The organism is Aneurinibacillus sp. Ricciae_BoGa-3 (genome assembly GCF_028421645.1).
Lineage (GTDB): Bacteria > Bacillota > Bacilli > Aneurinibacillales > Aneurinibacillaceae > Aneurinibacillus_B.
This window is the reverse complement of record NZ_CP116887.1, coordinates 1693035-1706047: the sequence shown is the minus strand read 5'-3', so window position 1 is coordinate 1706047 and position 13013 is coordinate 1693035. Positions and strand designations below refer to the sequence as shown.

The window sequence follows — 13013 nt, the reverse complement described above, 5'->3', positions numbered from 1 at the left end:
AAATAGGGTTTAGAATGAAAAACAAGAATGTCAAAAAAAGCAAAACAAAAATAGGTTTTTGAAAACGAAACAAATTCTCACCTGCTTGTTATAAAGTTCACTTGGTTAACATTTTTGAGTTTACCATTTAATGAATTGTTTCTGTATGGCTCAAGTTAGTCATTTAATGTGTCAATATTTAGAACACAAACAAAAAAAGAGCGACTTACGCTCCCCGGATGTACTCATCAATCTATTTCTTTGTCTGACAACCGCACGTACACGGCCTTCTACAGGTTCTTCGACAGATATTTCTCCATCGAAACAAAATATTCTCTCTACACTCTTTAAAAATACCGCCCATTAGAACCCCTCCGATTTTTCAACTTCTTCTGATGACATCTTTGCAACAATCTTGACAGAATAACATAGCAACCAAAATGAAAGGACACAAATTAAAGTAGTAAATAGTAACAAGACAATAGGAGATGGAGTCATCGCACCGATCATTGGACTCATGAAGCCCATCATGATTCCACTGGAAATTCCGGCAACGATTGTTTGCAGATCTCCTAATGTTCCAAAGAAAATTCCAACAATTATACAAAGGAATGTGCTGACGATGGTAATACTTGTGTAATAATTCGGAAATTGAATCGCTAAAGTAATACCGATGATTAAACCTAAAACTCCAGTTGCAGTCATTGCTATGTTCATTCCCGTGTGGCATTCAATTACTTTTTTGTGCTTTGTTAACGATAGGTAGGCGAAAAAACCAGTAATAAAATTGATAACAAAAATACCCCAAGCTAAAACAGTCATACGTTTCCTCCTTACGTTAAAATTATGCTAAAGTTTATGGGGAGGATTGGACATTTATCCCTATTAGTTGAGATTTAAACAAATACATTAAGACTCCTAGTTTTCTTCAACTAACAGAAAATGCCCTCAGATCGAGGACATTTTTGTTGTTTATGCTAATTACTAAGCTGAAAAGGTATGATCACAATCATTCATCTTTTAACCATTTTTTAAAAAGGAAAGGAACTCCTGCCAGTTTTAACCCTTTCGTATTATGAAGTCAGCCAGTATTTTCTGGTTAACCATTTTTGTTTAAATGGGTTTATTACTGTTTGTAACGCCCAAAAGCCACAGCCGAGATACAGCGAAGTGTTAAACAATCCTAATAAGATTAATGGCTTCCATTCCCGTTTTTTAGGCAGCGGATATTTCCCACGTTTATACCCATAAATATATGAGATTAAGAGAATTCCTGCCAAAAGAAAACGAATAGTCCCCATTGTTAATGGTGGCGATGATAACAAGCCAAACTTCACAGAGACCGCTCCAGATGCCCATAGGAGGGTAAACAAAATACCTAGCGGCACAATATTCCCCCTCTCCACTCTCCCTAAAATATTGCTTACTAAATTATAGCAAAGCAATAATTTAAAAAATATGAAATATTCAAAATATATGCTTCGAGCCGGAATCAAGGTCTCAAGCTTGTGTTTCGGTACATAACAAACGTACGCAGCGAAAAATTTCACTCCTTCATGCGTATAAACAATTGATTCATTGTCTCCTTAATTTCATGTTCAGGTAATTGAACACGATCTCCGTGACCTGGCAAAACCCATTCGAATTTTTCGCATAATAACCGTTCCATTGATTCGCACTGGGCTTGCCAGGAGTACCAGCAATAATCTTCGCTTGCATCAAATTGCCCTCGTTGCCGATCCCATGCCAAATGGTCTCCGGTAAATAAAAACTTTTCACGATACAAGAGAACCATATGACCTTTTGTGTGACCCGGCACCGGAATGATTTGAAAATCCGGCTGCCACATAACAGGTTCTATCCCTTGAATGAGGTGCTCGGCATCGGGCTGCGCATCCTTGTCCCATACATGAATGATTCTCTCAGCTTTAAATTTCTCTGTATATCTCTTTGTGTCCGCTACATCGTCCCGGTGGGTCAAAAAGACATAGTGGATTCCCCCCATCTGTTCGAACTTACTTGCCAATTGGGGTGACCAGCGCGGGGAATCTACCAGCCAATTCCCCTCAGGATGCGTAATGAAATAACTGCTGGCTCCATAAGAGTTACGGGACGTAAATCCGCAATAGTACACATTGTCTTCCACCAAAAGTGGAAAATCGTTGATCGCTTCCGCCAATCCTTCTTTTTGCTCGCTAATGATCGCCCCCGTCGGACAGGACACCATTGCATGAAAGGCTTTGGTACGCTCTTCCTCCCCGTCCGGTTGTTTCGTCACAGCCGAATAACTGCCCACCTCGGAGAAAACATTTCGTGCTAACTGCCTGCACTGGTCACAATTAATGCAGGCATTCGTGACATAAAATTCCCCTCGCACATTCGTTTCCAATCGTTTTCCCGTTGCCATATTGCTCCCCCCAATCAGGCTGAATATATGTACAACTTTATTTATTATTTGTAAAATATGTCATTAATAAGCCTTATTACTATACAATAACCATACGATTAAGATAATTTTGCGTCAATTTTCAAAGGAAACTTTTTAATGCAACCCCCCATCTAAGAAAATCGACCTTTCCCGTTCATTGAACACGACACCTTACTCTTCATCATTACCGTCAGCTAATGTTAGTTGCCACGAAACGCCAAACTTGTCCGCCACCCATCCAAATTTCTTGCTAAACGGGTAGGCCGCTAAAGGCATCAAAACTGACCCATCCTGGGACAAGGTTGCAAAGACAGATTGTAATTCGTCATTCGATTCGCAAGTTACATATAAGGATATCGACGGAGTAAACGTGAAATCGTGCTTGATATTACTGTCAATGCACATAAACTCTTGCCCATGTAGTGTGAATGTAGCATGTTTTACTGTACCTTCTACGCCAGCCTCATTGGCTACATAACGTGAAATGCTTATGATTTCCGAGTTATTAAATATGGACGTATAAAAGTTCATTGCCTCTTCAGCCTTGGCATCGAACATGAGAAAAGTTGTGATTTTTGACATAGAAACGATCCCCCTAAGGTTCCATAATTGTGCACAACTATAACAATCCTATGTTAAAAAATTCTGACCGTTCGCACCACAAATAAAACCGCATATGCCTCGGTTTTCTTTTAACCGTGAATTATGTTCGTTTGATTTTTCTACATAAATGTGGTACTGGGAGAAGTCTTGATTTCCTGAACCGGCAATCATTGAAAACTTTGCGATTTGCCGTATTTTCGTTCGATAAGGAACTCCTTTTACCTGCAATTTGCCAACTATCCTGGCATACTAAGCTGACCCACTTTCCAACCCCTCCAGCTACATCTAAAGGCTCTTACCTAAGTATATTCTGGAAAAGGAAGGTAACTCCTGTTAAGTTAAAGTTAAATGCCTTTATTTCCAAAAAACATTTGACATATATTACGTCAACGATATAATTGACATATATTCTGTCAGACGAATTTTACGTCAGAAAGGTGATAAGTGAAATGGATTCGGTACCATCAATAACCGTTCTCCAATACCTGGCCCTTATCCATCAGGTCACGTATGTGAATGTATGCAAAGATGTTGGAATTACCCCGCAGCAATTTTCTGATTGGGTAAAGAAGCGTCGCCCCGTTCCAAAGGAAAGGCTTCAATCTTTAGCGGAGTATTTTAAGATTGAACCTAATTTGATAATTGATGAAAAGCATTATTTACAAGACCTTACCGCAGAAATGAAGATCGACGTTCAAATTCTGTTCCTTAAGCAAACGTTGGAGAAAGCTGACGACGCTGCTGATATGGAAGCATATCGCGAGAAGCTGATAGCCCTTCAAAATGAAAAAGAGCAACAAGCTCTGATTGGTCGGTTTGATGCCATTGTCAAGCAAAACGATAAGGAAACAAGGCAAATATGCGAAGCGTTCTTAGATCAAATCGAACACGGGAATTTTACTTTACTTCAAAAAATATTAATCAAAAAGGAGTCAGATCGATGAGTACGGCTTTTCATATATTTCAGAATGAAAATAATCTCGTGTGCAAAAATCAAGACATTATTTACGATGGGGCATTCGTGTTTACAAATCAGAGGGGCGTTCGCAAAACGGCTTTGCTAATGCCTCCCGCTACGCCAGCATCTTGGGTTTCAGCGTATGGCAGTTTGACAGTCTCACAGATTGGTAAAGAAAATCCGAATGGTGGAATAAATGAAAAAGGCCTTGTTGTGGAACAAACCACGCTCTGGCAAACTGAATATACCGCTGCTGACGAACGTCGAGCGGTGGCTGAGTTACAATGGATTCAATATATGTTAGATACGTGCACTACGGTTGAAGAAGTATTGGCAGCAGCCTCCACCATTCGAATTGACCAAAGTACATCTAAATTACACTATTTAGTTGCTGACAGCAATGGTGACAGTGCGGTAATCGAGTTTTTAAAAGGAAAAATGTCTTTTTATAAGGAAAACTTTCCACGTTCAATTATCGCAAATTCTTCATACCAGGTTGCGATGAAGGAAATTGAGGCGGGCAAAACGGATTGGTCGGAGTGTGATGAGTATGAGAAGAACTCAATGGAACGCTTATTGACCGTATTCAGTAGGATAAAAGGGAAATTAGATCAAGTTGACATAACTGATTTCGCATTTGAAGTGCTAGCGGCAGCGCGCCGTCCCGATACTGTCTTTAGCCTTGTTTACGATATTAATCGAATGGCAGTTCATGCGAATACGAACCGACATCCTAAGACAAAGACCATACATTTGGCCGATTTTAATTTTTCCAATCGTTCACCATCTAAAGCTGTAGATCTCCAAATCCTTGAATCTGATAATGTTGCCAATCAATTTGTAGCGTACAACACAGAATTCAATTATCAAGCCGTGTCTTCATTTTTTAGAGACCCTACGTTAACTTCTATCTTTCAATGGGAAGTTTCAGAAGAAATGATTCAATTTCTAGCTCGTTATCCTGAATCGTTGATTTCCCCATAGAGATGGAGATTGTCTTGGCTCTCTTGAATATCATGAAACACAAAAAGCAGCTAAGTAGGACGAACCTATTGGCTGCTTCCCTTTAGTTTTCCGGTATTTAAGGACATTGAAGTCAGTCATTATTTAACTATAACTACTCCTTTTCTCTTTTCACTGGACCGGTTCTGTTTCAATTTTTAGCGTATGTAATGTCCTTTTTCCATTCCCCTTCAATCCAAGCCTTTAGTTGTGGCAAAGTCATTCGTGTTATTGTTTTGTCAGAATTAATAATATGGAATATAGCTATGAGGTGAACGAATGATGAATCGTAAGCAGTTAATAAAATTTTTAAGCATGTTTTTCGGTTGCTTAGTCGTTGCCCCTCCCTCTCTACTTTACCGTTATGTTAAGGTTAAGTGTTAAATGGTTCCGTAGTTATTTTTGAGAAAATAGGAACGGGAACGAATACACCTTAGTCCACCGGATTACTAAAAAACTATTACGCCATTTTGGAAGAGGAGTATGGTTTTTCTCATAAGTGGATGTGACTCCACTATGAATTTGAAGATGGTGAAGTTGAAAGAGTCACTATCGATCCCTAATGGTAAAAATAAGGGACAACAATGTAACGAAGCAGTTCCCCATTCAATATGCATCAACTTTATTTCCTCCTTCATTCCCTTCTGCATATCCAAGTTACACTGTGGCTTTGGTTTTTGCCTTTTGGATTTTCATTCCCCCTTCTTTTCCAGTAAAAAATTCAGTTAAATCCACACCGAGGTCAACTGATGCGCCTTCGCCTCCCCCAGTATTAATCCCATGCCAGTATAACAACCTGCTGAAAGGTCAAAATATATAAAACTGAAGGAGTTCGCTTCAAATGCATGGATTAGGACATTAGCATTAGGAATGATCATGTTTTTTCATACTGTCGTAATTGTACAACCGGTGTATTCACAACAGCATGTCAACGAACCTTCTTATGCCAAATGGGGAAGATTTGCAGTGGATGCGGTAAGCAAAAAGTATCCTGGGAAGGTTGTTGATTATCTGCATCTAGGCAGAAAAGTCATTTCACAACATACACACTAAACCCATGATTTTAAATACAAATAAAGACCATAATCTGTCGCAACAGATGCATGACCCATTTGTCGTTACATAGCTGTTATATTACCACGGTGATAGGTTCCATGAGTTACAACATGGGTTACCATAAATAGATGTGAATTTTTTGAATTACATGTATTACAATATAAAAGGAAGGAGATGAGAGGTAATACAACCAAGTATATTCCACATCAATGCATTTACAGACAAGCCCTTTTCAGGAAATCCAGCTGCGATTTGTATATTAGATACACCTCAGGAGAAGCAGTGGATGCAGCGAATGGCACAAGAAATGAATCAGCCGGTTACAGCTTTTATATTTCGAAGAACAAATAATCTGTATGATTTACACTGGTTTACGCCAACAACAGAACTGGACTTATGCGGGCATGGTACATTAGGGAGTGCTCATGTTTTATGGCAACAGGATTATTTAACCCCTGATAAGGGTATTCAGTTTTATACGAAAAGTGGCCTTCTTACCGTTAAACAAGTAAGTGATGGCATTCAACTCGATTTCCCAGCCAACCCACCTGTAGATGCCGAAGTGCCTGCTGAACTTAAACAAGCACTAGGCATTCCTGCAAAGCATGTTGCAAAAAATTCGCTGGGATATATTTTGGAAGTAGAATCAGAAGAAATCGTTAAAAAAATACAACCAAATTTTGAGTTATTGTCTTTCATCCCTGTAACGGGAGTTATTGTCACAAGCCCTTCATCTTATACAGATTTTGATTTTGTTTCACGATATTTTGCTCCCCGAATTGGCATTAACGAAGATCCAGTAACGGGTTCGGCCCATTGCGGTCTTGGACCGTATTGGAGCGCAAAACTTCAAAAGAAAAAATTGATAGGTTATCAAGCTTCCAGTCGCGGTGGAATCGTTAAATTAGAGTTGAGAGAAAACCAGGTATTACTTACTGGACAAGCTATCACCATTTTGGAAGGCAAGGTAGCTTTACCTTTATAAGGGTATAAAAAGACTTCTCTTTGCTAGTCCTTCTAAGTATTTTTTTTCAATATCCCTAAATATTGAGTCCAAGGTCCAACGTCCGCACGATATCTCTCAGCCATTACGCGCACGATTTGAGAAATGTGCGTTAGATCATGCACAACCCACGTAGAAAGCAGTTCCCTTACCTTTACAACACCGAATGCAGGGTGTGAACCCGTGCACTCAAGATGCTGTTGAGGGTCAACGACACTCTTAAGTTTGGTGATGTTTTGTGTTCGAATCTGTTTAAATTCAAGCAACCTTTGTTCAATTGTACTTTCTTCAACTTTTTGATTTAAGTGGGAATAGCGATCAAACTCTGGAAACGGTTTGCTTTCACCTTCCCGAAGTATAAATTCTATTCTTGGTATCCAGTTATTTTTGTCCGCCTCAATGAGGTGTTCAACCACTTCCGTGACACTCCAGGTTCCTTCACCTTCGTTGGATTGCAACCAACCCTCTGATAAACCCGATAAGAAGTACGCCAATGTTTGAGGTGTCCGCTCTAGAACCTCAATAGCTTCTTTCATATTAAAGTTCACATAAACGCTCCTTTCTCTCATTAACCTGAGGTAATCACAAATTACCTTTTTGTTAGTAAATATACCATTAAAACATACTTTCTCTACACTGTGAAAATACCTATCGGAACATGCCGATAGGTATTTTACTCATGCATTTAGTTGACCATAAGGATTGTTACACTTGAACAAAAATTCTGTTATCTTCAACGGTGACATCGTACACTTTCACTCTATACCTATTAGGGTCCACCAGAGACTGCCCTGTTTTAACATCGAACTCCCAACCGTGCCAGGGGCAAATCAGGATTTCCCCATCCATCCCATAAATGTATTCATGCGGTTTGGAATTTAAGGTTGTTCCCGAAAATGTACCTTTACATAATTCAGCTTGTTCGTGTGGGCAGACATTACGAATTGCAAAGTATTCTTTGCCATCGTAATACACACCTATGCTTCGACCCTCAATATTTAGGATCTTGCAGGTACCGTTTTCTATTTCCCCAACTTGCGCCGCTTCATATTTGGTCATACCGCATCACCCTCTTTTACGAATTGATTACTATCGAGTTGATACAACTCAGCTGCATTTTCAAACTGAATGCGCCGGCGAAGTTCCTCGGGCAATTTATTCAGTACAAATGTAGGGGTGTCGTTATCCCAGTGTGGATAATCTGTGGCGAACATAACCGTTTTTTCCGCTCGCATCATACGAAGCATTTGAATAAATTCCTGATTGTCTGGTTCCTCGATAGGCTGAGTTGTAAAGCGGCAATGTTCGATGATATATTCACTAGGCTTCTTTTTCAGCCACGGAACTTCATTTCGCATCCCCCGGAAATTTTTGTCCATTCTCCACATTAAATGCGGAACCCATGCCAGGCCCCCTTCGATGAAAACCACCTTCAAAGATGGAAACGTTTCAAAAACACCTTCACAAACAAGACTATTCAACTGAGACATATGGTGGATAGCCAGGATATTATGGCGCTCGAAGTTCGTTGTTGGCGTACCGACTGCCGAGATCGGCGGATTTATTCCATCCCCTTCGCCACCACCATGAATGGCGACAACCAGATTGTTACGCACAGCGGCCTCATAAATCGGATAAAACCTTCGCTGACCAAAAGGTTCGCGGGATGCAACCGGCAGAATAACTTGAACAACTCTTGGATGCGAACCCAGACGGTCTATTTCACGCGCCGCTAAAATGGGATCCTGCGTAGCCACCAGGATAGAGGCAAGCCACCTATCATCTGTAGGAATCCAATGATCAAGCGTGTAATCGTTGAATGCGGATGCGATGGCTGCTGCATAATCGGGATTATTGTGTGCGGATACCGTTAACAGACTGCCGGTCAATACAGCTTTTGTAATATTGTAGCGATCAAGCGCATCCTTTATCGCATATTGTGGATCAGAGCCCGGCGGAAGACCATCACCAGGTGAGGCGTCGCGCCGTGACAAAGGAATGGGTTTAAATAGGGTTATAGGCAAAGTGGCTTCTGGTGCCTGCAACCGAGGCCACCAAACCCGGGGAAGATAAGGCCTTAAATCCTCATAGCTTTTTAAGGTTTGGTGAAAATCGCAATCAATGGTCTCCAATTTTCGTGGGGATCTTAATTTGCTGGTGGTCGTCTCCATTCTGTCCACCCTTCCTTCCTTATAATGATGAATGATTGCCTTTATTAAAACGGTGGCCAACCATTCTAAAAAATTGAGTTTAACAATTAGTTGGCACGACTGTCATACAACGGTGAATCGCTTGCCAACTTGTTCGTTGCACGGCTTTTCCATAACGGAACCACACAGATGGCGGTTACAATTAACCAGACATCGAGCACATAAAAACCAATGTTAAAGGAGTGGGTTGCATCTGCAATTCTTCCGACTATGGCAGGGCTAAAGCTTCCAACCATGTAGGTAATGCCATTAAACACACCAAATGAAAGTCCCGTCACCGTTGGTGGAGTCAGGTCTTGAAGAACCGCATACATCGGGGCTAATGTGAAAGCTAAAAAACCTACAGCCAAAGAAATCAAGAGAACAGCCATACCAACGGAACCGGTAATAATGCCAAAGTATGAGAGGATGGCAGCTAATACGTAGCCTATCGACCACAAGAAAGCCCTTGATCGGTGCCGTTTATCGCCCACTAATCCACCAACTATCGTTAAAATGGTCGCGGCTACCCAAGGCAGTACTGCAATCAAGCTTGCTGTACCGAAATCCAGGTGCCGTTGCTCTTTCAAGTACGAGGGCATAAACGTACCCACTCCCCAAAATCCTACGGTATAACCGCAGTAGGCAATCACGCCGAGCCAATATTTATAATTGGCAAATACCTTTCTGGCTTGTATCCAGAATCCATCTGTGTCTGTAAATTGTTTTGCAACTAATTGTCCGGAACGAATATATTCAATTTCTGCGGAAGATATCTTAGTATCCTTTTCAGGGGCATCTTTGGTCCAAAACCACATCAGCGGAAGGGCTATAAATAAGCCGATTGCTCCCAGTAAAAAAAAGCTCATTCTCCACCCAAAAGCGGAGACAACCCATGCGATAACCGGATAAGAAAATGCCGGTGCTAAAAACAATCCTGCCAACCACGCTGAACTTGCACGTGCCCGCTCATTATCGGGAAACCATTTCGCTACGATCATGTTACATGCCGGCGTCATGATCGATTCACCTATGCCAAGGATTACACGCAAAGCAATTAAGGCTGTGTAATTACTGATGCAACCCATGATAAACATCGCAATGGTCCAACTTATAATGGATATGGAAACGCCTTTTCGTCCACCTAATTTATCCCCGAGTGGACCGGTAACTAAATTGGCCAGACCATATGGAAACAAAAATGCAGTTAGCAGGAGTCCCTGTGCCACTTTGTTTCCTGCGATGCCAAATGCGTCATTGAATTGTGGATTGGCTATAAGTACCGCGACATTTGTCCGATCAAAATAAGCTACGAAATAGGCAAACGAGATTGCGAGGGCCACTTTAAATCGGCGCTGTGTCCAAAGAGGCGTTGTGGCAGTCAACGTGTTACTTCCCATATACTACCTCCATCAAAATAGATTAGTATGCACGGCCAAAACCAACAATTAAGCGCTTTCAATTTTGTTACTAAATGGCACACCCTACGCCTGAGAATGTCTTTGATAATGGTTCAATTAACGAGACTTCCTGAGATTAAAAGAAGTCCCGCTTCAATCTTTTTTCAGATCGGTAAAACGATTAAAATTTTAAATCTTTAATAGGTAGATTGTTCTCTTCGCAATATTCCATATAACGTTTCAGTTTACTAAAAACATCGTCTTGTAAAATAATGTTATCTTCATCATCCAGATATTGAATACTGCCTTCTAATAAAAATAATGTAATCATATCTTCCTCACCATCGACGACAAGCGTATGAATATCACCCGGTGGCTCATAAACAAAGGTTCCTGGTTTGGCTTCCCATGTTCTTTCTAAGTACCGCCACTCCCCTTGCAGTGTGTAGGCAAGTACGCGCCCGCCTGTATGCCGATGGCGGTTCACTTTTCCACCTGGTTTCACCTTTAGTAGGTTTATCCAGCTGCCTGTTGTTAAATCAAATCGGACCGGCTTAAACCATGAGCGTTCTGTTTGTGGGATCCACGGTATTTCGTTTAAATCGATAGCCTGGTCACCTAATCCAACCATTTCTGTAAACTTGTTTAAAGTGATTTCCATTTTTCGGGCCTCCGTTTTTAAAAAATAAGTACACGCTAATATCGCTTAACAGCTATGAAGCCGGTGGAAACAAAGAAGGATCTCCCGCTAACAATCCTCCATCAATAGGCAGATCAACCCCGGTAATAAAACTGGCATCTTTTGAACACAGAAAATGAATGGCAACAGCCACCTCATCCGGCGTTCCAAAACGATTTTGCGGCGTTTTAGATAATACCCGCTCACGGAATACCGGATTTTGAGTGGCTCCGGAAGCAAGTGGAGTTTCAATGTACCCTGGACTTACCGCATTAACACGAATGTTAAATTGGGCCCAATCCACCGCAAGACATTTCGTTATTTGAATAACAGCTCCTTTGGATGCTGCATACGCTAGCAAATTCTTACTGCCGTAATGGGCAAGCATGGAACCAAAGTTTACAATGGCTCCCCCACCCGATAGACTCATATGGGGTTGAACAGCTTGTGACATGAAAACTGTTCCATTGAGATTAATATCCAGCAATTTTTTCAGCTTTTCCTCTGTTAAATCGACCGATTTTGTGCGGTGTATGATTCCTGCAGCGTTGACCAGGATATCTATACTCCCCAGTTCCTGTTTGATTCGATTGGCGACCTGTTTTGCATTCTCCTGTTTGGAGACATCAGCATGAAAAAAATAGACATTTTTACCCTGATCGCTAAGTTGCTTCGCCATCACTGCCCCTTTTTCTTCAGAGATATCAACGATGGCTACAGCGAACCCTTCTTCAACAAACCGATTGACAACGGCCAGCCCTAAGCCCGAGGCACCACCAGTAACGACAGCGACAGAATTCAAATTCCATATTCACTCCTTTCTGAATAACTGATATATTAGATATTAAAGAAGTTCACCGTAATTGTCAAACATTTTATACTATTAAGAAATTATAAAAGTTTTTAATATGTTTAGAGTTATTTATCATAATTAAAATCATGATTTGCATATGACAAAAAGGGGAACAAACAATGGGTTTTGACAACAGTAATTTACATGACCGGGTTTATTTCCATCTCCGTGATCAAATTATTTACAATGAAATTAAACCAGGTTCCCGCATTGACTATCATCAAATTACAGAAGATTTGGGGGTGAGCAGAACACCGATACGCGACGCATTAAATCGGCTTCAACAAGACGGGCTAATTGAAGTAAAGCCGCGCTCTGGAACATACGTGCGAATACCCCAGGTAAAGGATATAGCCGAAATTTACGATTTAAGAAAAGCATTGGAACGCCAGGCGGTTGAATTAGCTGCGTCTTATATTTCGAAGGAAGATTTAACATCATTGTTGAATGAAGCCGACTATGCAGAGGAAGCCATCCAGCGAGGAGATGTGGCCCCTTTCTTCCAGGCGGACAGAAATTTACACAGAAGTGTTATTCATCATTCTTGTAATCAAAGAATGATCGCGATTATGGATACATTGGAAATCCAGATTCATTGGTACGGGATTATTATGACAAAAAATTTTGACAGACCCTTACAGGCAAACAACATGCACAGAAGAATTGTTCAAGCCTTGTACGATTCCCGCATAAAAGAGGCACAAATTTTAATGGAGGAACATATCGAGGAGATTAAACAGTCTGTGATAAGTGATTATTCGTAAGCGTCCCGGGTCTACCCTTCCATTAAATCATTCCCATCGAATGAAACAAGCCTTCAATCGGTTAGTTGAAGGCTTGTAATAGGAGAGGCGCCGCAGGCT

Annotated in this window: 15 protein-coding genes and 1 pseudogene; 5 read left to right on the top strand and 11 right to left on the bottom strand. The window is 40.9% G+C overall.

Annotated elements, in window-relative coordinates; translation table 11 throughout:
• Nucleotides 1-342: 342 nt before the first annotated feature.
• The 4 genes from PP175_RS08790 to PP175_RS08775 form a co-directional block, all read right to left on the bottom strand.
• Nucleotides 343-801 (bottom strand): hypothetical protein, encoded by a 459-nt coding sequence (locus PP175_RS08790; RefSeq protein ID WP_272442382.1) that lies wholly within the window; start codon nucleotides 799-801, stop codon nucleotides 343-345.
• A gap of 251 nt (nucleotides 802-1052) precedes the next feature.
• Nucleotides 1053-1367 (bottom strand): EamA family transporter, encoded by a 315-nt coding sequence (locus PP175_RS08785; protein ID WP_272442381.1) that lies wholly within the window; start codon nucleotides 1365-1367, stop codon nucleotides 1053-1055.
• Nucleotides 1368-1525: 158 nt separating this feature from the next.
• Nucleotides 1526-2386, bottom strand: a complete 861-nt coding sequence (locus PP175_RS08780) for an MBL fold metallo-hydrolase (RefSeq protein WP_272442380.1) — start codon at nucleotides 2384-2386, stop codon at nucleotides 1526-1528.
• A gap of 192 nt (nucleotides 2387-2578) precedes the next feature.
• A complete protein-coding gene (locus PP175_RS08775; RefSeq protein WP_272442379.1) occupies nucleotides 2579-2989 on the bottom strand; it encodes a VOC family protein in 411 nt (136 codons plus the stop codon).
• 470 nt (nucleotides 2990-3459) lie between these two features.
• On the opposite strand from PP175_RS08775, the gene PP175_RS08770 reads away from it, so the two are divergent.
• The 3 genes from PP175_RS08770 to PP175_RS08760 all read left to right on the top strand — a co-directional run bounded on the left by PP175_RS08770 (nucleotide 3460) and on the right by PP175_RS08760 (nucleotide 6023).
• A complete protein-coding gene (locus PP175_RS08770) occupies nucleotides 3460-3954 on the top strand; it encodes a hypothetical protein (protein ID WP_272442378.1) in 495 nt (164 codons plus the stop codon).
• Complete coding sequence (locus PP175_RS08765) at nucleotides 3951-4952, top strand: linear amide C-N hydrolase (RefSeq protein WP_272442377.1); 1002 nt, start codon at nucleotides 3951-3953, stop codon at nucleotides 4950-4952. Before PP175_RS08770 ends, PP175_RS08765 begins: the two co-directional genes overlap by 4 nt.
• 894 nt (nucleotides 4953-5846) lie before the next feature.
• Entirely contained in the window at nucleotides 5847-6023 is a 177-nt protein-coding gene (locus tag PP175_RS08760; RefSeq protein ID WP_272442376.1) for a DUF3889 domain-containing protein, read from the top strand.
• Between the two features lie 68 nt (nucleotides 6024-6091).
• Here the strand turns inward: PP175_RS08760 and PP175_RS29710 are convergent.
• Nucleotides 6092-6154, bottom strand: a pseudogene (locus tag PP175_RS29710) (DinB family protein); the annotation flags it as partial.
• A gap of 56 nt (nucleotides 6155-6210) precedes the next feature.
• Between PP175_RS29710 and PP175_RS08750 the strand changes: the two are divergent.
• Nucleotides 6211-7011: a PhzF family phenazine biosynthesis protein gene (locus PP175_RS08750; protein ID WP_272443220.1), complete on the top strand. Its 801-nt coding sequence runs from the start codon at nucleotides 6211-6213 to the stop codon at nucleotides 7009-7011.
• A 32-nt stretch (nucleotides 7012-7043) separates the two neighbouring features.
• Here PP175_RS08750 and PP175_RS08745 read toward each other — a convergent pair whose 3' ends face one another.
• The 6 genes from PP175_RS08745 to PP175_RS08720 all read right to left on the bottom strand — a co-directional run bounded on the left by PP175_RS08745 (nucleotide 7044) and on the right by PP175_RS08720 (nucleotide 12099).
• Entirely contained in the window at nucleotides 7044-7577 is a 534-nt protein-coding gene (locus PP175_RS08745) for a DinB family protein (RefSeq protein WP_272442375.1), read from the bottom strand.
• A gap of 157 nt (nucleotides 7578-7734) precedes the next feature.
• Nucleotides 7735-8088: a Rieske (2Fe-2S) protein gene (locus PP175_RS08740; RefSeq protein WP_272442374.1), complete on the bottom strand. Its 354-nt coding sequence runs from the start codon at nucleotides 8086-8088 to the stop codon at nucleotides 7735-7737.
• On the bottom strand, nucleotides 8085-9200 hold the full coding sequence (locus PP175_RS08735) for an amidohydrolase family protein (protein WP_272443219.1): 1116 nt from the start codon (nucleotides 9198-9200) through the stop codon (nucleotides 8085-8087). The genes PP175_RS08740 and PP175_RS08735 overlap by 4 nt, the downstream gene beginning before the upstream one ends.
• A gap of 86 nt (nucleotides 9201-9286) precedes the next feature.
• Complete coding sequence (locus PP175_RS08730; protein WP_272442373.1) at nucleotides 9287-10618, bottom strand: MFS transporter; 1332 nt, start codon at nucleotides 10616-10618, stop codon at nucleotides 9287-9289.
• A gap of 181 nt (nucleotides 10619-10799) precedes the next feature.
• The gene (locus PP175_RS08725; protein ID WP_272442372.1) at nucleotides 10800-11279 is read right to left on the bottom strand and encodes a 2,4'-dihydroxyacetophenone dioxygenase family protein; all 480 of its coding nucleotides are present in this window, start codon (nucleotides 11277-11279) and stop codon (nucleotides 10800-10802) included.
• 52 nt (nucleotides 11280-11331) lie between these two features.
• The gene (locus PP175_RS08720; protein WP_272442371.1) at nucleotides 11332-12099 is read right to left on the bottom strand and encodes an SDR family NAD(P)-dependent oxidoreductase; all 768 of its coding nucleotides are present in this window, start codon (nucleotides 12097-12099) and stop codon (nucleotides 11332-11334) included.
• Nucleotides 12100-12269: 170 nt separating this feature from the next.
• Here PP175_RS08720 and PP175_RS08715 point away from each other — a divergent pair, with 170 nt between their 5' ends.
• Complete coding sequence (locus PP175_RS08715; protein ID WP_272442370.1) at nucleotides 12270-12914, top strand: GntR family transcriptional regulator; 645 nt, start codon at nucleotides 12270-12272, stop codon at nucleotides 12912-12914.
• The last annotated feature ends 99 nt before the right edge of the window (nucleotides 12915-13013 follow it).